The following is a 22396-nucleotide window of genomic DNA, read 5'->3' as shown; positions in this document are numbered from 1 at the left end:
CTCCTTTACTTCTTCAACAATACGCGAATACTTTGTGGGGATTGGTTTCCAATCTTTTCACGTAATAATTGCTCAAATTGATTTCTCATTTCAGGAATGGTAAGCGGGCTACCATGTGCCATCATGTTCTCAAAATCTTCTAATGTGAATTCAACTTTTGTAATTCCAGAGAGTAATTCACTCACTGTTTGCAAAAACGAAATTTCAATCGGAGATTGTAATTTTCTAGATGAAATAAAATCCTGAATTTGTTTTTGCTGTGTGTCTTTTAGTAATGAAATGTTTTGTTGAATATCTTGCGATGAGAGAGTTTTAGCGAGTTCTTCAGTCCAATGATCATATAAAGTCTGAAGCTTTTCATCTGCTTGAGTTAATGTTCGTTTATCAATATGCTCTTCTTGATTCATTCGATACTTACAATTGCATAATGGATTTCTTTGTAGTTGTTCCTCAGTTGCTTCGTAGCAAGGCATCAAATTCATTAGCTGTTGCTTCCAGTGATTTAATTGAGAACTTTGATAGATCGAAATCCGTTCCGCTAATGACTCTAAGTCTCTAAGTCTTTGATCATTTAACAAGTTCTGTTTTTGAGTATTTTCAGTAGCTGTAAGTCGTACTTTAGAATGTGCTAGTAGATACTTTTGAGTATAGGTTTCCTTTAGTTGTTCTAATTGTCTTTTAATTGAATCGATATTAGTTCCGTCTCGCAATACTTGTCCCAATTCAACGACTGTAATCTCAACTTGATTGTTCCATTCAGAGTCTAAAGATACTGCTGATTGAGCCAAGTTTAAATAATGGAGCAATGGTTGCAATTGATTCACATTGGAGAGAAGTTCATTGAGTTTTGCGTATACTTTCAAAGCTTCCTCTTGCTTTTTAATGTCCTCTTCACTGTATCTCAAGTTATTCAATTTAGCTTTTGTATTATAGCGTTGTAACGTTTCTGCAAACTCTTTATGTTTATTTAGAATACTTTGATTTTCTTGAATCTCCCGTGAAGGGAGAATCGATTGGCCATTAATTTGAAGTCCATCTCTTAATTTTTGATTCACTTCAAGGATATTTTTAATGATTTCTGACGTTTTCTCATTTAATTTTCTAATAAAGCGTTGAAGTGTTTCTTCTTCAAAATTGGATAATGGAATCATATATAAGTCACTTAATGCTGTGATTGCAGCGATTGGAAGCCCAGATGGTTTTCGAATATGATTAAATCCTGTTTGGAGACTTATATCTAGTTTCATCCACTCACTGTAGTTCATTGCATCGTACGTTTTACCGTCGATTGTAATTTCAATTTTGCCTGTTTGTAACATAGCACCAAGCAATACAACAAAAAGTTCAGGTTCCATGCGAAATTCTTTCGTATAACGAATATCTTCAGTTCCTTTAATTCGCTCAGTAACAATTAGATCGTCATAATTGATGACTTGACCATTCTCTTTATTCTCTAATAATTGTTGTAGCCACTTGATATATCCAGAGTGACTGGTTGTAAATTGATTTTTACTGTCTAGTAAGATAAAACCAGATAATAAATCTTCACCCATCTTTTGAGGATCACCGTTAATCATTTGTAACGCTTTGAATACATATTGACGCATGTTTTCAAATGTTACTCCTGGATAAATTCGTCCAAATGAAGGGTAATCGGGATATTTTTTAGAGAACCAATCGGTCAATAGAGATTCTGCCGATGCATCAATTAATTTCTTGACTGAAACTGTATTTAACATATACGGAATCGTATCAGCAATTATTGCTTTTTTTCCTTGATAAATAACCTGAACCGTTTGGTTAAACTGCTCCGTTAATCGTCTTACTAATTGTTTACGGTACGTATCGATTTTAGCAGTATACAATTTCTTTGTACTTACTGAAGCATCGTGTGCTAAGTCCTGAGAGGCAGCATAAAGTTTTAACAAGCGATCAAATTCGCTGTCGCTACGATCGTATTCAAAGAATAATTCGTCAGGTTTTTGTTCATCTTTGAATGAACGTTTCTCATAAGGAGGCAACATGTATAAATAGAAGTCACGTTCTGGTTGTGCTGTCGAGCGTTCGTTCGGAGCTCCGAAGAACAGATAACCCTTACGTTCAATACGGTTAGCTTCCCACATTAATTGATAACTCCAAATTTTAACGTTACTAATGTAGGTGTTGTCGTCTAGTTCCAACGTCTGTTGAAGCAGGTCAAAATAGTAACGATCCAACTTGTTATTTTCAATCGTCTCAGCCTGAGCTTGAATTAGACTGTCCACGTCGATGTCTTTCTTTAAATCCAAATAATACTGGCCGTTGCTTTCATTTGTTGAAATGTACTGGTAACTTACAGTTTTTTGGATTTCTTTTAATGCTGCCTCAACATTGGTTTTCAAAAAATCTGATGGGTCGTCTTCTTCTAATAAGAACTCAATATTTACAGGTGGCAGGAGAAATAACTCATCACGTAAACGCTCAGGTGTTAGTCCAACTTTATCGTTAATGTCGTCGGTCGTTAAACGATCAACAGCTAACGCATTAATAATTCGAAACGCAGTCTGCTGGTAGCTGCGCTTTTTAGTTTCTGGAAACGACTGATCAATCGCTCGATACAAAGTTTTATGTTTACTCATTACATCACGAATATGCTGATCTGACTTGTTTGTGGCATTCGATTCAATGTATGTCCAGTAGCTATCGTATGAAATCAAACCTGGATTATGTTCATTCAATGGTTGATTAATGATTTTTTTGATTTCTGCACTAATTGTTTGAAGTGCGATTCGCTTTTCAACTAGGTTTACACTTTCAAAAGCAGTCAGATAGGCAGGGTGGATTGGGAACAAGTTAACGTATGTTTCTATATCTTCATTTAAACGGTGGTACAGTTTTGTGAATTGTTTAAGATGTTCACGAATATACGACTTTTGTTCATCTGTCTTTTTTAAAAGACGTTCTGAAACAACAAATGCGATATCTTCACGGACAATGCTAATTTGAACGAAGCGCTGACTAATTCTTTGTAGCGAGTCAGCTACAAAACTAAAACGTGCGTTTCCATATAACATTTCTTGAATACCAGCCATGAAGCGTAGTCGAGTTTTTGAACAAGTTTCTCCGATTTCGCGTAAGAAACCTAAATCAAGTGTGAGTTCCTGTTCTTTACGTCCACGTAGGTAATCTAATAATTCATCGATGACGAGAAGAAGTCCTTGATCTGGATATTTTTCATTGAATAAGCCCATCATTTCTTCAAGTGCAATTTTATTGTTAGCTATCTTCATGTCTGAAGGGAACTTATAATCGATTCCCCAGTCAGATAGATGAGTCTCCATAGCATCAATTAAAATATCACGTAAAGGGGTTTGAACTGAACCTATTTCGATTCGAATTACTTTAAACTTCCCTTCGATATCTTTTGCTTTAGTAGCAACTTTTTCATTAGTGATATATTGGCTGGAGTTCTCACGCTCCGCTAACGTAGAAACAACACTCATTAAGTGTGATTTACCGGTCCCATAGTTACCGACGATAAAAAGACCTTTGTTTTCAAGTGGGCGTTCGAATTGAATGTGCTCAATAATTTCATCTGCTAACTGATCTGCCATACGCTCAGAAATGACATATGATTGAAGCATTCCTTTAGCATAGTCTTCTTCATTAGCATCAGTCAGTTTAATGATTGACTCGATTGGTTCAAATTGAAGTAAATCTTTATATAGCATAAGAGGCACTCCTTCAGTTTTTTATAAAATCCATTCTTCAGTTGTTGTGTACTTGGAGTATTCAGGATGATTTGGTTTTGCATAAGTTAAGGTTTGGTCACTGACTACTCCACGCCAAGCAATAATCAACGTATGGTTTTTACTTAACTGTTTTAACATTTGGAATGGATTTGTTTTTAAGCTAGGTTCGAATAAGATTTCGATACGATCGATACAAATGATCTTGTTATGTTGTTTTTGAATGAGATTTTCCATTATGTCTGTCACTTTGAACGGTCGACGTTTAAGTGGAATGTCGAGTAAAGATAAGGATAATTCTATGCCTAAATTTAAATAGCCTGTCTCAAAGTTTTTAGCATAGTAAGAAATGGTATTCCCATGTAAGTACTCATTCACATATATAAGTTTGTAGTATTGATTAGTTACTTGCGGGAGACTGCTTTGAATTTTTTCGACAGTGTTTAAATTCATGAGAATCCTCCCTTATGTTGTCTAATGCAACTTATAATACTAACACACATTTTTATAATGCGCATAAGGACATCAGCTGTTGCTGATGTCCTTATTATAGTAAACAAATAAGCGATTAGCATTTAAAAAAATGTTATAGGTTAAAGAACGCAAGATGATCATCCGATAACTTTGGATGAAGTGTCCGCCGATCTAACAATTCATTGTTCCATTCACAAGAAGTCTCACTTAAGAACAGACAACAATGACATGCGGCAGCTTTTCGGTCTTGTCCACCTTCAAGGCAAGTCGGGTCTGAGGAGCAGTACTCCGTCAATTCAATGGCACGCTTTAACATCAATGACATCTTCTCTGGCTTGGCGAGTTCAATCAATCCCCCTAAACTGCTTTCAGAGTCACCTTCGGCAGTATGGATTAGTACAGAGGCAGCGCCATTCTCAAAATACAACCGTTCTCGTAAAGAGGTAGAAGAATACCCACTCGTTTCAGCAAATGCGCGAATTAAAGCGTGAGCAAATGTGTGAAGCAAGATGTGACGCGGGTATAATTCGATTTCAGCTTGGTCACGCTTTAGACGTTTTTGTTGAAATCTTGCTAACTGACTTTCAAAGATACGCTTTACAGAGTCGCGACTTTCCCATTCTTCAATCATCTCTGGATTTAATTCAATAAATATCCCTTCGCCAAAAATTTCGATTCCTGGATACCAGTTTGTATGATTTTTAAAGATGGAAACACCATCTCCTGCTTTACGTTCGACGAATGAATCGGCATATTTCAAACGATTAAAACTAGTCAAGGCACGGACTTCGCGCATCAAATCTACACGAGTAATGTGACTGATGTAGTCCGTCCAGTCTTCAGGAACAGGCACCCGCTCCGCTTGGCAGTCTTTTTCTTGGAGTGGCGCAGTTTTCGTATGCTTCCATGCACTAAGTTCGCGTTGCTTAATGGAACCAAAAGAAATATCATCCAATTGTCGATTAGAGTCTAAGTAATGAACTCCTTTTTGAATATCATTTTCTGTCCAATCTCCATCACTCAATAGGCCTTTCAACATGACCATTTTTTGTTCTGAGGAAAAGTTTGACCATGTATTTTTAAATAACTCATACTTTTTATCAATTTCTTGATAAATCGCTTCAGAACTAGCTGTTTTGAGCGGGAGTGTAATCACGCTTTGGACATTTGGAATGTGTAATTTTGTCTCTCCACGCAAAGCCACTGTCATTTCAGCATCGCAAGTCTCGGCTTGATGATGTAAGATCCATGGTTTGGTTCCAGCGCATTTTTTACCCGTGACACGTTCGAGCTCTCCTTTTTCTTTAATCCGTGCTAAAGAAACGGGAGGTGCTTCGCAATTTGAGCATATAATTCGCATTGTTTTGTAAGAACTCGATAGCGTCCCCTTATCTGTCATCAATCGTAAACGTGGCTTATCGCAAACGTTATGTTCTTGATGCGCCCACTTTACCCAAGGGAAATCGCTAATGTGTCCCTTACGACAAACCGTTACAAAACGCATCGGCGCATATTTTACTCCAAGTGGTTCACACTTTGGGTTCGTACAAAACGTGCGTCTCGGTTGATCCGTCATAGAACCACAATTCGGACAGAAACGCCAGATTGGAAATCGTGATACTTTCGTTCGGATTGCTTCAGGGTTGCTGTTTAGTAGGCGAATCGGCTTCTGATTGAATGCGCTCATGACAGCATCATGATCTTCTTCTCGAATTTGATTGTGTTTGAACTTCCATTGATCCACTGCGTTCGTAATGAAACTACCATCTGGTAAATCTACGATTGCTCCCGGACCAAAGTGATGAAGTAATTGAGCCGCTCGAATTGAGCCTCGTTGATAGGAATGCTTTGAATCACCAACTGTCATAGCGATTGACCTCCTCTTCCACTTTAATTTCAGGTTCCACACTACGTAAAGAAGTGAGTGCAAACATCGCCTCGTGAGTATAAGGTGTTTCTTCAAAGTACTTCAACAAATGGTGTGACGTATTCATCGGTCTACCGTTCACAATTTTTTGCCGATAGGCTAGTTCACGATTTGTACGATTAGCGAGTGATTCCCATGTATCTAACACTTCACTGACGAGCTGACGAGTTTCTGTTTCTGAACAATCATAGACGGATTTAGCTCGAGCGACGAAGCGATCAATCATTGAAGCATCTACGGCATCTAAGTTAAATTGACCTGCGCTATTGGCTTTTGAAATAGGAGGCGAGGTCATCGTTTGACGAATTAATCCCACGAGAACACCAGTAATTCCACGTTTTAATGCACCTTTTGAGAATGGTGTCACACTTGTAGGTTCCACATATTGATAGAACGACTGATGAAATGATTTGAACTGCTCAAAGTGGAACAAATCGCGTGTTCGTTGAGGATTCAGAATTGTCACGACAAGACCAGGGTGTTGACGCCCAACTCGGCTTGTAGCTTGAATATACTCAGCAGTTGTCTTCGGTTGACCATGCACAACCATTAAGCCGAGGCGATTGACGTCAACTCCAACTGAAATCATATTTGTACAGAGAACTGCATCCAATACTTCATCATTCTCAAATGATCGTTCCATTCGAGCTAATAATTCAGGAATTTCCTGTGCTTTTTTGCGACTCGTTAACTCTTCGAAATCGAGTAACGGTTCTTCAATTTCATTTGCCTGAAGATAGGTTCGAATTTCGTCATAAAACATTGTATTCGTTCCGGCCAATTCACGTATGGTATTGAAATATCCAACGACTGTCCAGTATGGATCGAGTTCTGCTTGCTTTTCTTGTTTCCGAGTCGCTGCAATTAGAGCTCCATATACATTCACCGTATGGATTTTCATACTGACGCCTGGCGAAGAAACTCCTACATACAGACGTCCTGGTTTCTGATCAATCGGTACTGTTTTTGAAAAAAATGAGTCATCAGGTGAATGAATATAGACAGGGAATTGATTTGCCGGGCGGTCATAAAGCCCTCGAATCTGAGATTCTGCCCCACTGATGGTAGCAGTTGAAGCCACTATTTTTGGTTTTGATTCTCCAAAGCCCATGAGCTCGTCAATCACAAACTCATATAATCCTGTTAAAGAGCCGAGCGGACCATTTAATAGATGTAGCTCATCTTGAATCACAAGATCCGCAGGTGGGAGCCAAGCCTGTTGCTGAGTCAAATCTTGTGTCGGAGAATCACCTATAAACTTATTGCTAGAGGCTCGATAGGATGATTTGCGGCCAAACAATTCGCCAATTCGTGGTTGCCAAGCGATTTGTGCTAGTTTATCGACTGTTCCAATGACAAGTGACGGTAAATGATCATAAATCGCCTCATCAATCGTATAAGCTGGTATACCACTATGAAACGTACATCTTGCCTTCGGACATGTGATTGTCGCTTTACTCCGATCGACAGAATAGCATTGTACAGTTAACTTCTCACCACACCAAGGACAATGGCTAAGTTGCATCGGGTTTCCGACTTCACCGTTCTCGAGAGGCTCGTTACTTTCTAGTTTTTGAAGGGCGATTTTTGCATCATCATAATTATTTGGCGTAGATGCACTTCCAATCCAAAGTCCAATTGAAAACGGGACAGTGCCTAGATCTGCTAATTGAATATCAGAAATCTGTTTTGAGTAAGAATCTTCGTGTCGGCGAATTGCTTCCATGGCACAAATAAGAAGTGTCGCGCGTTGGAACTGTTGAATGGTTAGTAGACGGAGTGTATAGCGCATCATGACACTCATGCCACCATAACTCATTGGATTGCTAACATCATTCTTTAAGCGGCGAACAAACATCACAAACGCTGCTAGACCAAGATAAGCTTCCGTTTTACCTCCACCGGTCGGGAACCACAGCAAGTCGACAAGCTGACGGTCTTCATGTTGCTCGTCAAAACTACTAGGTAAGTTCATAAGAATAAAGGCTAACTGGAATAAACGCCATTCGCTTTTAACGGGTTCAAAATCATATTGTCCTGTTTCTTTATAAACCGAGGCATGGATTCCTTGCTCGCGTTGAATATGCATCGCTAAGTTCGAGAGTCTGAAACCGGTCCATGCTTTGTCGTTCGTCTCTAAAAGACGAATGCCATCGTACATACGCGAGCAAGTTTCTCTTGCTTGTTCAACTTGTTGTAAAAGTAAGGATTGATCCATTTCGGTAAGACCGTCCAACTTCGCGGATTCATCCGCAATCCATTCCATGTAAGCATCTGGTAATTTGTTTAATCGAGAAATCACTTCATCTTTAGGTTGTTTAGCCAAATCAAGCATATTAAACGACGTATTTGTCAAACGTTGATGCTCAACAAGTGGCACTTCTTCTTTTGGTAACCATGTTGTTGTGAAGTAGTAGGTTGTATCATCTACAGACCAATCTGTACCGATTTGGTGACCGATAATCGGTACGGTTCTTTCGCGATATAAGAAGTTAATTAAGTTATTCATGCCATAAGCAGGACGAGGCACAATCGACTGCTTATTAATGCTAAACGATAGTTGCGGTTGGAAGATGATTTCGTCTTGTCTCGGAAAACGATTAGTTGAACTCAAATCCAAGCTATGGACGAGATAAAGACCAATGTCTAACCCTGATTTACCTGAGCGAACATACCATTTTAAAAGTAGGTTTGAATCTAAGTCGACTGACAGTTCACCACTTTGTTTTAAATCAAGTGAGATAGTTTTTGAGAACGGACGCCGCTTGTAATGAAAAGAGCTATCTTCTTCTACGGATTCATAACGAGCCCAATTAATGTGACAAGTTAGTGTGGTAACGTCATTTAAAATGAAACTAACGCCCATGCTTGAATTACGGAATTGGTCTTGAGAAGTAATGATTTCTTCAATGGCTTCACCTTCAACAGTAATGCCTTCAACTTCATTTAAAGGTTGATCCGTTTCTTCTTCATGAATAACGTTCGATGAAGCACCATATGGAAAAAGGCGACCAGTCAAATAGTAAGAACTTGGTGCCGCTTTTAGTGTTTCATGTTCACCATTTTGAGGTCCTATCAGTCTTTTTTCTAGATTCTCAACGAGTGCAGTTCGTTGTTTAGGTGTAAAGGCTTTAGCCTGTGTAGATTGCTTCTTCTGACTAATTAATTGAAGAGTGTCCTCATTCATTTGAATTTGCGATTGATGTGCTAAAATCTGTCGAAGTTGTCGCAAATCGATGAACTCATCTTCAAGTAAATCTAATACCTCATCAATCGAGGCTTGTTGATTATCTTTACCTGATAAAAAATTAACTAGGCTTTGGATAATATCATTCATTATTTTGCCCCTTTCTTATATAATTTAATTGTAAAACATTTGAATAAAGGGGGCGAGGGGAAATGATGGAATCTTCAGGGGTAGTCTCTTCAAATATTAGTTATATTCAGTTGTCATTTAACTCACTTCATACTGATGTATTGACGAGAGAGAAATTAATTGAATATTTGATGATGATTTGGGATTCAGGACGAGGCTGTAAGCGAGAAGATGCTGTACGGAATTTAACTACAGCATTAGAAGCAAACGTACCGTCGGTCATTAGCGAAGGAGATTACGTAAGACGAAAAAATGATCCTTCGTCACAATTTAACTCGCTAGAGCGTGAGCTACGTCAAAACCGAGAGCCTGTTCTAATGAATAAAGATTTGAAAAACAAAATTGCAAGTTTATATAAAGACCCTCGATTTATTGTTTTAAACGGAAAGCACGGGCATAAAGACGCACAGTATGTCATTCTTAGCGAATGGCAATTGCTAAATGATTTGGTTCATCGCTATATGTATAAGAATAAACTCGAAAATATCGTCAGACATGATGTGATTGCAAAAGTAAAATCATACTATGACATTCAAGATTCTAACGTCTTGTTCTTTCCTAAAGTAGATTCTCGTTTCAAGACATCTTATCAACGGATTAGTTTAAATGATTATGATAATCCACCAATGGATTACAACATCATCGTTTCACCAGATATTCTAGAAGAAATTGAAGAACAGAAAGGCGCCATTGTTGAGCACCTGAAACGGAATCGTGAAACACCGATTAAAATTCGAGAAGTGATTCAAAAATATTTCCGAAAACAGCCGTATGAAAATATATTCTCTGCTTATTATGAAGGATTGAGACAAGTTTTAAAGATGGAACGAAATATTGTCATTTCTCAAAATACAATTATTTATGATGATTCCAAACCTAAAGAACTACTAGATCTCACTTCAAATAAAACGCGAGGGAAAACAATTATTTCTCCAATTCCATCGCCGCGACTAAAGCAGAGCTTAAACGTTACTGAACCTATTAAACGTGAACGTACAGCCAATAATCGTGTGACGGTTCGTTTATCTACACTCGAACGAAGAAATTCTACCTTTCAGGTGTCTGGTGAGTTGGCTAAGTATTTTGTCAATGGACAGTTAGAGGTATTAAATCAGTCGAGTCCTTTTATCCTTACCATGAATGCAAAAGGTCAGGCAGGAAGCCACAGCTTTAGCGATTTTCTCTTTGAACATCGAATTAAACCGGGGCAAAAGATGATATTCGAGAATCTTCAGGAGGGCAAAGCGACTGTCAGAGTGGCTTCGTATCTACCAGAGGATATGCGCGAAGCTGAGCGGCTTAACCGTCTACAAGAACTCGATCCATCCCTTGAACATCCAAGCGCACGTTCACTCTTAGTAAACTATTTATTGAAACAAAAATCTCCCGTTTCTGTGGATAAGTTAATTGAAGAGGTTCAACAGCAATATCCATATTCACCGAAAACGGTCGAGTCAATTCTGTACAAACATCCCTACTTCATTCAAGATACGCTTCACACATGGCGCTTTGAGCCGGGTCTCTGGAATACACGTCAAGAATCCAATAGTTTATTAAATATGAACGAAGAATTGATTCAGATTTGGGGAGAGTTAATACCATTCATATATGAAGGTAGTAACGCACCAGCTCCACATTTTATCCCACAAGATGTCGAAGATGTTCGTGTCATGATATGGGGTGGCCAATCTCCATTAAATCGAACTCAAGAATTTGAGTATAGAGAAGGTGGAATGCTCCTTAACCCTAAGTCAATCAATCAGAATTTGGACGAAGAACAGTTTTTGACATGGGCGTCTCTCATATATGAACAAGGAAAAAGTAGTTCGACTACAAGACATGCGTTTGATCAAAAAATTGAACGTTTCTTTCGACTAGCTGGAGTTAAAACGAATGTACTAGCAATCCCTACTTTCCCAGCTTTACGGTTACCTCATCGATTGAAGTGTTCCCGATTGACGAAATCAATCTTGAATGGTAGCCATCCAGAAAGTACGCTTTTAGCACCGTTGTTATTTGAACAGTATAGGATAATGATGCGGTTTATTAACGAACATAATGCGCATGTCGTTGTTTTGAATTTTGATGAGACGGAGTACGCATACTTCCTCTATGCGATGCTTGGATACTCTGAGCCGATAGAACGCAAAGCGCTCACTGCATTGTTAGAAGATAGACAAATGCCAATTAGAGATGACAAGCGTGTGTTGTGGAATTGGAGCGAATCTACAAAACCATTCTTTAATCTAGGTAACGTAGCATTTGAGCGGAATTACCAATTGGCTAGCGAGTTGTTTAAATTGTATGACGGAGAGGCATGGAAAACTGTTAAGCAAGAAGAGTTTGTGGTGCGTTGAGATCAGATTTTCAAACATGGAGGTATCTGATGGAAAAATCCGTTATTTTCTTAGATCGGTTCCATAGCATTGAAACGATGTTGCGTCAGCAATTAAGACAAGAAGAGCATATTTCGTTTTCTTATCTTGTGGATCAAGCCGCTAAACAAAATCCCTTGATCCGACAAAAAGCGGAGCGGCTCAAAAGTTTTGGACGCTTGCGCAACGCAATTCAACATGGGAGTGGATTGAACGGTGAGCCTATTGCGGAACCGCACGAGAAAATTGTGAGTGAGATTATTGAAATTGAAGAGAAGTTACGTTCTCCAAAGCGAATGAATCATTTCTTTAGTGAAGTTTATTCGCTGACGGGAACTGATTCGATGAGTAAAATGCTTCAGTTGGTTCATGAATTCCAATACTCTCAATTTCCTGTATTTAATTCTGAGGGAGAATTTATCTCACTTGTTACTGAAAGCGGTATCACGAATTGGTTGGCATCAAATGTGAAGGATGATCTTATTTCATTTGAAGAGACCAGGGTTAGCGATTTGCTTTCCGTCGATGAACTTGCTGAAACGTATCGCTTTATTTCAAGAAGAACTACTGTCTATGAAGCGAAGGATTATTTTTTACAGGCAGCAAATGAAGGACGAAAACTAGAAGCACTTTTGATTACTGAGTCAGGGAAATCAAATCAATCATTATTGGGGATTGTGACACATTGGGATTTAGCAACGTTCGATTAAATGAAAGGGGAGAGTTAGTGTTTAAATATCAGAAATCTACTATACAAAAGATACCTATTGACTATATAACGGACCAATTAAAAGTAAATATTGGAATTGGAACAGTTAGCGTCTGTTTTCAAAATATGACTGAAAGTAGATTAATTAACAATCAATTATTCCACATCGCGACTCTAGATAAAGTGACACTGCATCGTTCAAATATGTTTCAAATATTAATATCTCGGGAGGAACGATGCCTTGAGATCGAAACACGCTTCAATCCAGACGAACTAAAGAAAAAGATGAAATTTAGTATTTCCGAATCGAAGTATGAAACATCTTATACAATTCAATTTCGCAATAAAGAGCATAAAGAAAAATTAGTCCATCCAATGAGACAAAATGATACGAATGTAACGTCAATTGAGTTCAAATGACACACATTCTCCAAACCTTCGAAGAGACTGGTCGCTTTATCCTCATTGAACGGGAGTTAGATGACTTATTAAGTAAACGAAAATCATTAAATAAACAGAAGGGAAGGTTGAATCAATTTTTAAAACTATTGCAAGTCATCCATTATTCGGGTGGTACGTCTTTTAATACATGGATATTGAAAAACTTTAATGTGATACGCGATTTACCAGATCTGCATAAAGAGATTCACCCAATTATCTATTTTAGAATTATACGTTTTTACTTTTCATGTTTTTCAAAACAACAGTATAAGGAAAAATTTAATCAAAGTAGTAGAATCCCTGCTGAACAAGATGCCATTAGTTTCTATGGACGAATGCTCGGATTAAAATTACCGTATCGCGCTGTGACTCCATATGGGATGTTCTTAAAAGATTGGGACCGAAAAGAATTGAACGCTCATATGTTAGATAAAATACTGAGTTATTTGCAATTAACGAATCGAGAAACAATAGTGATTGAAAATATGATTCAAGATACCTTCTATAAAAAAGTCCCACTTCAACTAAATAAAAAAAGTGAATTAGCTGCTTATGGATATATTAAAGTCACATCTATTTCAATGAAAAAACGAAGAGAAATTTTAGTTAGAAAGTGCATTCCTGAATTAGGTCTGCAAAGAACTGTCGATTTATTGTTCGGTATTTCAAATTTACATAAGCATCATAAAAATGCTCATCTTGTTTATACGAGTGATTTGCAATATTTAAAGAGAAATTTTAAAGAACAGAATATTAAATGGCCACGTATAGAAATCACATAACGAAAGAAAAAATAGAGTGGTAAGCGAGGAGGTTCATGAAAGTGACGGCTGTTATAGAGCAAGAACAAAAAAGATTGAATGATTTTTGCACAATCATTGAATCTCATTTAACGGGAAAAGATACTAAAGAAAAACCAGGTCTTGAATCAAGCGACTATGAAATGATTGATATGCGAGGACATTCACGTCAATCGGAGAGCGCGCAGGAACGCCAAAAGTATGAAGACGCTCTGAAAGAACTGTATTCGTTCACATTCGTAATTGAGGACGAAGGGGAAGAAGAGATTTATCCGGTCGGGAAGTTCGGGGTGGCGCACCCTCGCTCACCTGAAATTCCGCTCGTCCTAGATTGGCGAAGTGAGATGGCGATGCGTGCGTCCATGTTTAACGGAGAGACAATTGAGACGCCAGGTGGAGACATCATCGGGATGACACAGCTCGAGCTTGATCGAAGACAGCGACGTGTCGTTCAGGCGAATCATCGTCGTGCTCCAAAACGGCAACCGAGCTCACTGACAAAAAGATTTACCGAACAAATCAAATCGACATTCAAAAAGCCGTCGACGGTGCCTGATGTCCCACAAGAGAGTTTTATGGAGAAAGAGTTGACGAAGAAGCAAAAGGATCGTTCTATTGATGGATTCATTGCGACGCGGCAAGCCGAACAAAACCACATTATCCAGGCACCCGTGAATACATATATGATTGTCCAAGGGGCGGCCGGGACTGGGAAGTCATTAACGGCGTTGCACCGTATGTCTTATTTGCAGTATCAAGATGAACGCCGAAAGATGCTTTATTTAGCTCCGAACGAAGCGACGATTCATCAACTGTTGAAGGATGCGGAGCATTTACAAATTCAATCGGTTTCTACAATGGCATTTGATGATTTTGCGGTTCAATTGAACAAAAAGTTTTTAAATCAGAATGGTCATTTGGAATTACTTTCGCTGTATGAATCGAGCCATTTAATCAAGTGGGTTGATGAGGCACTGGTAGAATGGAACGAGGACATCTGTGAAACGCTTTTTAGTTATGAACCGATGGATGAGTTAGTCAACGTACATGAAAAAGCAATTGATATGTGGATGTCGGGAAAAGGGACGTTTCACGAAAAGAGATTGCGGATTCTTCAAACGATTCGAAGTGAACTTGAAAAAATCCATATTTTAAATAAAAAGGACTACGAACAAGAATATATTGAAACAGCCTCGATTTGGACAAAATACTTGTATTATGAAAAACGTCAAAAGTTAAGTGAATTGATGAAAGAGAATTTTGAAAATCGATTACTATCCGAAAAGAAAAAGCGAGAAGCATTTTTAAACTTTTGGAGTGAGATCTTACGAATTGATGCCGAAACGGTTTGGAAAATGCTAAAAAATCCATTGATGCTTGAACACATGAAAGTAGATGTGGATGAGACCCTATTGAAGGCATGGCATAAATATAAATCTCCGACTAGATTAGATCTCTTCCTCTGGATGTATCTTCACTATGAAACTAATGGGCATCCTGAAAAATGGAGCCATCTCTTTGTTGATGAAGCACAGACGCTTCGTCCGCTCGATTTAATGGTGCTCGAAAAAATCTGTCATGGGATGACGGTATTCGGAGATACGTTACAAAGCTATCAAGCGTTTGACATGGAATCATGGGATTCAATTCAAACTCATGGAAAGTCAAAATGGCGCATCGAGTATTTAACGAAAGCATTCCGAACGACGAAACCTATTATTAATTTTGCTAAAGAAATACTGTATGACTCAGATCACGATACAACATGGATTGATCCATTTAACCGAGATGGGCAACCTATCGAATTTCTAGTGACGAAGAAAAGTAGAGAAATAAAAGACGTACTAGCTCGTTGGCGAAAACAACAATTTACGATTTGTATAATCACACCAACATTAGAACGTGCACAGTTCTTACACGCAAAACTTAATTTACGTACTCAACTCATTGTATCTGATACTACTAAAGTTGGAGAAGAAATTGTTATTTCTACAGTAGACTACTTGCGCGGTATGGAATTTGATGCAGTGCTTTTAATGGATGTCGATCAAGAAAACTATCCTGAATTTCCACAGGAAGCGCGGCGATTATATGTCTCATTGACACGAGCCTTACATGAAGTAGTTGTTCATACGACAGAAGAATATTCAACGTTGTTTAGAAGTATTATTTTCAATAATAGAAAAAGAAAGTAGGTTATGGCATGAACGAAGTACAACGATTAATGGACGAGGTCATTAAATTCCGAGATGAACGCGACTGGGCGTTCCATCATAATCCGAAAGACTTGGCGTTATCGTTATCGCTTGAGGCGAGCGAGCTCCTTGAGGTATTCCAATGGGTGTCGAGTGAAGAAGCGATTGAGACAAAAAAGACGGAAATGGAAGAGGAGTTGGCAGACGTGTTGATCTATGCACTCACGTTCGCACATGCATCCGGCATTGATGTCTCGAAAGCGATTGAAGACAAGCTCGTGAAAAACGCAGTGAAGTATCCGATTTTGAGTGCGGAAGATTCACGATGAAGTCGAACCATCGATTACTATTCGTCATGTATCTCGGAGCAGGTATATTGAATTTGGCTTTCTTTCTTGCGATTCCCTTATTCCACATAGAACGTTCGAACTGGATGAACGTCATGTTCCCACTGTTGACAATCATTTGGTTTGCGAATGCGTTTGTGCATTGGAGACGGATGAAGCAGAATAAAGCTTAATAAAATCGATTGTAGCCATAGAAAATCAATTGAGTGAAAAGGAGATAACGATGTCACACGAGAAACGTCTAGATAAGTTAAGTCGAAGCCATGTTCATGCCATTCATTTGAGTTTCATTTTTTCCGTGATTTTTATTATGAGTGGATTGCTGGTTTGGTGGTTAGGGTGGTTCACCGCTGTTCAAACATTGTTTGGAAGTGTATTGCTCGCTCCACTCCTTTTGATGCTTCCGATGTGGAAACGAACACAGACGTTGCTACGTTTCAATGAGGATATCACATATCGTCGTACCGTGTGGCTTGAGGTGATTTGCGCGCTGATTGTCGTGCTTTTGAATATTGGGATTGCGATTGCAATCATTGTTACCGAAATATATAGCTTCACGATTATTTCGTTCTTATTGATGTTCGTTGCGTCTATGATATCCAGACATGTTGATCAGCGGATGAAGCAACTTGACCCGGAACATGTAACCTATTCAGATATGGCTCGTTATAAGACAAAACGCAGTTGACCTGAGTCAGCTGCGTTTTGTGTTCGAGTCCAATTGTTGTTCGATTCGATCGAGACGTTCAATTAACACTCGAAACTGTTCAGTGTTTTGACGCTCCAATTCAAGTTTTTCTGCTGCGCGTTTTTCAAATCGATTAACCACTTTGACAAGCCATACAATTCCGAAGACAATGGCGATGATGGGTAAGAAAAACGCAAGACTTGCAAATAATGAACTGATGATGATATTCACGAGAACTTCCTCCTTTACCTGTACACTCCATTATACTTCCAAATACATCCATCGTGACAGGGGCGACAGTAGCATTTTATATCAGACATTCGGTAGGTTAAGCATATAGAAAAGAGGTCTTGATCAGAATGAATTCAACAAATCGACAGCGTACTTTGAAGTGTCCGACTCGACTTGGAACAGACGAGGAAGGTTACGTCATCAACCAAGCGTCCATCAAACATATTCAGCCTGAGTTTGAAACAATCCTCTTCAAATCAATTGAATTGGTGAAAGAAGCATTCGATGAACAGCTACATAGCATATACCTATATGGAAGCATCGGTCGCGGGACGGCTGTTGCTGGTGAATCTGATTTAGATTTGACGGTGCTTGTGCATGAGGATATCGATGCGACGGAATTGGTGGAACAGACGGAGCAACTACTAACGGAACATCCTGAAGTCATCAAAATCGACTACGATATCGGTCGCCTGGATGTGGCATTAAATCCGGCGAATCGTTTTGAATGGGGCTTTTGGCTAAGACATCTCTGTACGTGTGTTTACGGGGAAGATGTTTCGACTCAATTCCCACTCATGATGCCGGACGCTCGTGTGAGTGAAGCGTTGAACCAGGACTTGGTTTCTTCGATTGAAGCAGCCAAGTCGAAATTGCTTCGTGGACAGATTTCTCATCTGGAGAAGCGCTCCATTGTGAAGCGCGTCATCCGAGGTTGGTATTTGACGATTAATGTGAAGGACGAGAGTTTTGAGACGACTGTAGAAGCGTGCTTGGCGATTCTAAAACTCTATTTCCCGGAAGATCCGCGAGTAGAGGAAGGGAAGATACTGTTGAAACAAGATGACATCACAAATCAACAGCTTCTAGACTATTTGAATGAAATGTTATTGAATTTTGTTTGAATCATATAAACTTGTAACGAGATTTTTCGATGTATATCATTTTGGAAAAGAAATGTGAAACTGTTGAATATTGATTCTAAAAAGAAGAATAAGCCCTGGCATTAGGCTTACTCTTCACCAATTAACATTATTTTTCGCTCTTGCTGTTGAGAAGGAGTTAATCCGTTTGGAAACTGTTCGCGTTCAACTTCCCACTCATTAATTTCCTCTTCATCAAACTTTACACGAATCAGTTCGTTTACATCGGTAATACGAAGCGCTGCCATAATTACAGCAAGGTGAAACAAATTCATAGATGTCTTTTTCGCTTTTCCAATTTCACTAATCGTAGCGAGTCGAAGACCCGTCATTTCATGTAATTCCATTGGAGTGATTCCTTTTTCCTTCAAAACCTCATACAATCTTACTTCCATCTCACATGGATGGTTTTCGATGACTTTCATCATTTTGTCTGAAGTCGCTAATCTATCTAGATATACTTTTGCCATAGTAATAACCACCTTTAAAAATTATCAACTTCACCTTACACATACAAATAAAGGGTGTCAAATAGTTAATAAGTTGAAATTGGATATACATAATACTATTTTGAAATATATAGACTTGTGAATAGACGGACGACAAAGGAGAATTTACAATGAAATCAATCGCCATCATCGGAGCTGGTGTCAGCGGGCTTTATGCCGCACTCCAACTTCAACAAAAAGGATATGACGTCACTGTCTTTGAGGCACGTGAGCGAGTCGGAGGACGCATCTTCACGAAGGATGGCTATGACCTCGGACCGACATGGTATTGGCCAGATACGGAGAAGACCATCTCGGAACTCGTGGATGCACTCGGACTTGACTCATTCCTCCAACATACGACAGGAGAGATGGTACTCGAACGCCAGACGACGACTGCGCCGGAACGACATGTGTTGCCGGAGGAAAGCATTGTCCGATCCAAACGTTTAGTCGGTGGAATGACGAGTCTAGTGGAAGCGCTATACGCGAAGTTGCCCGATGACATCGTTCGGTTTGGACACCGTCTTACGTCCATTAATCGACAATCAGACCGAGTCCAATTGACGTTCCAAAATGGGTCGGTGCATCACACGGATGACGTGATTCTTGCACTTCCTCCACGCCTTGTCGCCAATTTAACAATCGAGCCTGAATTGCCAGCTTCGACACGGAATGCACTCAAGACGACTCCGACTTGGATGGCATCTCAGGCGAAGGCACTGATAGTATACGAGACACCGTTCTGGCGAGAAGAGGGTCTGTCTGGCTTTGGGATGAGTTGGGTCGGTCCGCTCCAAGAGATTCATGATGCCTCACCAATGGACGGTCAAGGGGCGCTATTCGGATTCTTCCGTCTGTCACCGGATGAACGTAAAGCGTTAGGAGAAGGACAAGTGAAGACACGTGTCATTGAGCAACTGGAGAAGTTATACGGTCCGAAAGCGAATGACTTCTTGCGATTTCACTATATGGACTGGTCGACAGAATCTGAGACAGCAACTTCTGACGACCTCATGCCGCTCACGGCATTCCCGGCTTACGGTTCAATCGAACTCGAGGACCGTCTTCATCTGATCGGTTCAGAGACGGATGCGCAGTTCGGGGGTCATATCGAAGGGGCGTTACGTTCGGCGGAGCGGATGGTAAAACAATTCAACATAGAAGATTAATCGAGCCTGTCACCCTGTGTGACGGGCTTGTTTCATATATCGAAACTTTTTTGGGTATCTTTGAAGTAACAATACATTCTGCTTATGATAAGCGACATGAGGTGATTCAACATGGAAGCATACATGGTGACCACACTGCAAAAAGGACTACATTTGATTGATTTGATTCGGGTGAATGAATCGATGACACTGACCGAACTGATGCGAGCATCCGGCTATAACAAGACGACGACGTTCCGTCTCCTGTATACGCTCGAGCAGTTGAACTATGTGGAGAAGACGGAAGACGGCTATCGCCTAGGTAACAAGCTCGAATCGGTCGAAGCACCGATTGATACGGTGACGAACTGGTATACCGTGCCTCCGCTCCAACAGTTGAGTGAAGAAACTGGCGAAACGGTATATGTCGCCATCTTGCATGGCACAAACGTCGTCAATACACAGGTCGTGGACGGAACGCATTCGATTCGAAGTCACACGGAAGTTGGAGAACGTTCGCCGGCGCATCAAAGCGCGCTCGGAAAAGCGATTCTCGCTTTCTTGGACGAGTCGTCGTTACAGCGTGTCATGACGGAACTCGAACTCGTTCAAAAGACGGCGCACACGTTCGTCGATCGTCAGTTGTTGACCTATCACCTTCGTGCCATTCATGAACAAGGGTACGCAGTCGATGATGAAGAAGCCGAAATCGGACTACGTTGTATCGCGGTCCCGATTATGCGTGACGGTCATGTCATTGCGTCACTCGCCATCTCAGGTCCAAGTTCACGGTTGACGAAAAAGCGTGACCGTCAGCTCAGTAAAGTCCTTCAGCAGTATAGTCAAGCCATCACCTCCTTCATTCAATAATTCAGGAGGAATTCATTATGACGAAACAGATGTACCGCGCCTTGTTCGCGTTGGCCATCAGTGCCTTCGCCATCGGGACGACCGAGTTTGTCATCGTCGGTCTGCTCGAGACGGTCGCGGATGATTTAGCCATCTCGTTGACGACGGCTGGAAGTCTCGTCTCTGGCTACGCACTCGCATTGGCCATCGGGACACCGATTTTAGCGGTCGTCTTCAGCGGGATGAACAAAAAACGCTTGCTCGTTTGGTTGATGGTCGTGTTCACGATCGGGAATGCCCTCGGGGTCATCGCACCAACCTATGAATGGTTGATGGTGTCCCGTGTCGTGACTGCTGTCGCACACGGATTATTCTTCGCCATGGCGACGATTTTGGCGACACGAATCGTTCCACCAACGAAGCAAGGGACTGCCGTCTCCATCATGTTCACAGGTCTCACGGTCGCAACGATTTTAGGCGTTCCGCTCGGGACTTGGGTCGGTCAGTCGTTCGGTTGGCGCACCACGTTCGGTGTCGTCGCTGCGCTCGGTGTGATTGGATTAATTGCGATTCTCACATCTGTGCAACAAGACAAACAGCAGACCGAAGAAAAGACAACCCTTCGTGATATCGGAGCGCTCGTGAAGAATCCTCATATACTAGGAGCACTCACGATGACAATTCTCGGGTTCGGGGCGACGTTCGTCCTGTTCACGTATATGGCACCAATCTTATCGGGTATCAGTGGGTATGCGAGCTCGAGCATCACGTGGATTCTATTACTATACGGCGTGTTTGTCGCTATCGGGAATATCATCGGAGGACGAATCGCAGACAAGGAGCCGCTCAAAGGCTTACGTTTCGTCTTTCTTGCTCAAGCAGTCATTTTAGCGCTGCAATACGTCCTATTACCGGAGAAATTCTTGGCGCTTGTTGCCATTTCACTTCTCGGACTCGTAGCGTTCATGATGTCAGCCGGTGTACAGACACACATCGTTCAGCTCGCGGAACGATACGTCCCGTCGGCGAAAGGAATGGCATCGGCATTAAACATTTCGGCATTCAATATTGGGATCGCACTCGGTTCGACGCTCGGTAGTGTCGTCCTTGCCGTCTCAGACGTATTGAATACCGCCTTTGTCGGAGCAGGGATGGCGTTACTCGCGTCACTTCTTGCGATGGTCAGTTACAACAAACAAAAGGAGAGATTATGATGAATACAACACAACTTCAAGCACAAGAGGAACAATTGACACTTTCAACGTTCGGTCACGAAGAGGCCCTTCAACTCGGTCAGACGATCATCGATTTGGCGAAAGAAGACGGGGTAAACGTCGCCGTTCATATCGAAAAGAACCGTATCCCGGTCTTCACGCATTTGATGGGAGGGACGACAGAAGAGAATTACATGTGGTTGTTCCGGAAGAAACGGGTGACGGACCACTATCAACGTAGCTCGCACTTCATCGCGAAGCGTTTTGAAGAGTCGGGTCTTTCACACGATACAAATTCACTGTTACCAGCGAACGACTATCAGGCCATCGGAGGAACGCTTCCGATCCGCGTAAGCGGTGCCGGTATGATTGGTACGGTGACAGTCGCAGGCTTAACACCAGAGCTCGATCATGAGTATGCGGTCAGAGGACTTGAGCGATATAAAAATAAAATGAATTAAAAGAAAGGGATTTCCGATG

18 protein-coding genes are annotated in these 22396 nt (G+C 40.6%); 12 read left to right on the top strand and 6 right to left on the bottom strand.

Annotation, left to right across the window (positions count from 1 at the left end):
- Nucleotides 1-5: 5 nt before the first annotated feature.
- The 4 genes from PJK55_RS13660 to drmA all read right to left on the bottom strand — a co-directional run bounded on the left by PJK55_RS13660 (nucleotide 6) and on the right by drmA (nucleotide 9466).
- Nucleotides 6-3710, bottom strand: a complete 3705-nt coding sequence (locus PJK55_RS13660) for a DUF6079 family protein (RefSeq protein WP_271306165.1) — start codon at nucleotides 3708-3710, stop codon at nucleotides 6-8.
- Between the two features lie 21 nt (nucleotides 3711-3731).
- Nucleotides 3732-4181 (bottom strand): BREX-3 system P-loop-containing protein BrxF, encoded by a 450-nt coding sequence (gene brxF / locus PJK55_RS13655; RefSeq protein ID WP_271306164.1) that lies wholly within the window; start codon nucleotides 4179-4181, stop codon nucleotides 3732-3734.
- Between the two features lie 133 nt (nucleotides 4182-4314).
- A complete protein-coding gene (gene drmB / locus PJK55_RS13650) occupies nucleotides 4315-6069 on the bottom strand; it encodes a DUF1998 domain-containing protein (protein WP_271306163.1) in 1755 nt (584 codons plus the stop codon).
- Entirely contained in the window at nucleotides 6056-9466 is a 3411-nt protein-coding gene (gene drmA / locus PJK55_RS13645) for a DISARM system helicase DrmA (RefSeq protein WP_271306162.1), read from the bottom strand. Before drmA ends, drmB begins: the two co-directional genes overlap by 14 nt.
- Nucleotides 9467-9528: 62 nt before the next feature.
- On the opposite strand from drmA, the gene PJK55_RS13640 reads away from it, so the two are divergent.
- From PJK55_RS13640 to PJK55_RS13610, 7 genes are all read left to right on the top strand, one after another.
- Nucleotides 9529-11862, top strand: coding sequence for a hypothetical protein (locus tag PJK55_RS13640; protein WP_271306161.1), 2334 nt, complete (start codon nucleotides 9529-9531; stop codon nucleotides 11860-11862).
- A 29-nt stretch (nucleotides 11863-11891) separates the two neighbouring features.
- Nucleotides 11892-12590: a CBS domain-containing protein gene (locus PJK55_RS13635; RefSeq protein ID WP_271306160.1), complete on the top strand. Its 699-nt coding sequence runs from the start codon at nucleotides 11892-11894 to the stop codon at nucleotides 12588-12590.
- A 526-nt stretch (nucleotides 12591-13116) separates the two neighbouring features.
- Complete coding sequence (locus PJK55_RS13630) at nucleotides 13117-13812, top strand: hypothetical protein (protein WP_271306159.1); 696 nt, start codon at nucleotides 13117-13119, stop codon at nucleotides 13810-13812.
- Between the two features lie 41 nt (nucleotides 13813-13853).
- Nucleotides 13854-16025 (top strand): 3'-5' exonuclease, encoded by a 2172-nt coding sequence (locus PJK55_RS13625; protein WP_271306158.1) that lies wholly within the window; start codon nucleotides 13854-13856, stop codon nucleotides 16023-16025.
- A gap of 8 nt (nucleotides 16026-16033) precedes the next feature.
- The gene (locus tag PJK55_RS13620) at nucleotides 16034-16354 is read left to right on the top strand and encodes a nucleotide pyrophosphohydrolase (RefSeq protein WP_271306157.1); all 321 of its coding nucleotides are present in this window, start codon (nucleotides 16034-16036) and stop codon (nucleotides 16352-16354) included.
- The gene (locus PJK55_RS13615; RefSeq protein ID WP_271306156.1) at nucleotides 16351-16545 is read left to right on the top strand and encodes a hypothetical protein; all 195 of its coding nucleotides are present in this window, start codon (nucleotides 16351-16353) and stop codon (nucleotides 16543-16545) included. Before PJK55_RS13620 ends, PJK55_RS13615 begins: the two co-directional genes overlap by 4 nt.
- 50 nt (nucleotides 16546-16595) lie before the next feature.
- Complete coding sequence (locus tag PJK55_RS13610; protein WP_271306155.1) at nucleotides 16596-17060, top strand: hypothetical protein; 465 nt, start codon at nucleotides 16596-16598, stop codon at nucleotides 17058-17060.
- Nucleotides 17061-17066: 6 nt separating this feature from the next.
- On the opposite strand, the gene PJK55_RS13605 is transcribed toward PJK55_RS13610, so the two are convergent.
- Complete coding sequence (locus PJK55_RS13605; protein ID WP_074032549.1) at nucleotides 17067-17291, bottom strand: hypothetical protein; 225 nt, start codon at nucleotides 17289-17291, stop codon at nucleotides 17067-17069.
- A 128-nt stretch (nucleotides 17292-17419) separates the two neighbouring features.
- On the opposite strand from PJK55_RS13605, the gene PJK55_RS13600 reads away from it, so the two are divergent.
- The gene (locus PJK55_RS13600) at nucleotides 17420-18196 is read left to right on the top strand and encodes a nucleotidyltransferase domain-containing protein (protein WP_271306154.1); all 777 of its coding nucleotides are present in this window, start codon (nucleotides 17420-17422) and stop codon (nucleotides 18194-18196) included.
- A gap of 107 nt (nucleotides 18197-18303) precedes the next feature.
- Here the strand turns inward: PJK55_RS13600 and PJK55_RS13595 are convergent, their stop codons facing one another.
- Nucleotides 18304-18684: a helix-turn-helix domain-containing protein gene (locus PJK55_RS13595; RefSeq protein ID WP_271306153.1), complete on the bottom strand. Its 381-nt coding sequence runs from the start codon at nucleotides 18682-18684 to the stop codon at nucleotides 18304-18306.
- A gap of 149 nt (nucleotides 18685-18833) precedes the next feature.
- Between PJK55_RS13595 and PJK55_RS13590 the strand changes: the two genes are divergently transcribed.
- The 4 genes from PJK55_RS13590 (at nucleotide 18834) to PJK55_RS13575 (ending at nucleotide 22377) form a co-directional block, all read left to right on the top strand.
- Entirely contained in the window at nucleotides 18834-19874 is a 1041-nt protein-coding gene (locus PJK55_RS13590) for a flavin monoamine oxidase family protein (protein ID WP_271306152.1), read from the top strand.
- A 111-nt stretch (nucleotides 19875-19985) separates the two neighbouring features.
- On the top strand, nucleotides 19986-20723 hold the full coding sequence (locus PJK55_RS13585) for an IclR family transcriptional regulator (protein ID WP_271306151.1): 738 nt from the start codon (nucleotides 19986-19988) through the stop codon (nucleotides 20721-20723).
- Between the two features lie 17 nt (nucleotides 20724-20740).
- Nucleotides 20741-21916, top strand: coding sequence for an MFS transporter (locus tag PJK55_RS13580; RefSeq protein ID WP_271306150.1), 1176 nt, complete (start codon nucleotides 20741-20743; stop codon nucleotides 21914-21916).
- Entirely contained in the window at nucleotides 21916-22377 is a 462-nt protein-coding gene (locus PJK55_RS13575) for a heme-binding protein (protein ID WP_271306149.1), read from the top strand. The genes PJK55_RS13580 and PJK55_RS13575 overlap by 1 nt, the downstream gene beginning before the upstream one ends.
- The last annotated feature ends 19 nt before the right edge of the window (nucleotides 22378-22396 follow it).

The sequence above is a fragment of the Exiguobacterium sp. MMG028 genome, from assembly GCF_027947425.1.
In the GTDB taxonomy this organism is placed as follows: domain Bacteria; phylum Bacillota; class Bacilli; order Exiguobacteriales; family Exiguobacteriaceae; genus Exiguobacterium; species Exiguobacterium aestuarii_A.
Note: the sequence above shows the minus strand (reverse complement) of the source record. Positions and strands in the feature narration are given on the sequence as shown.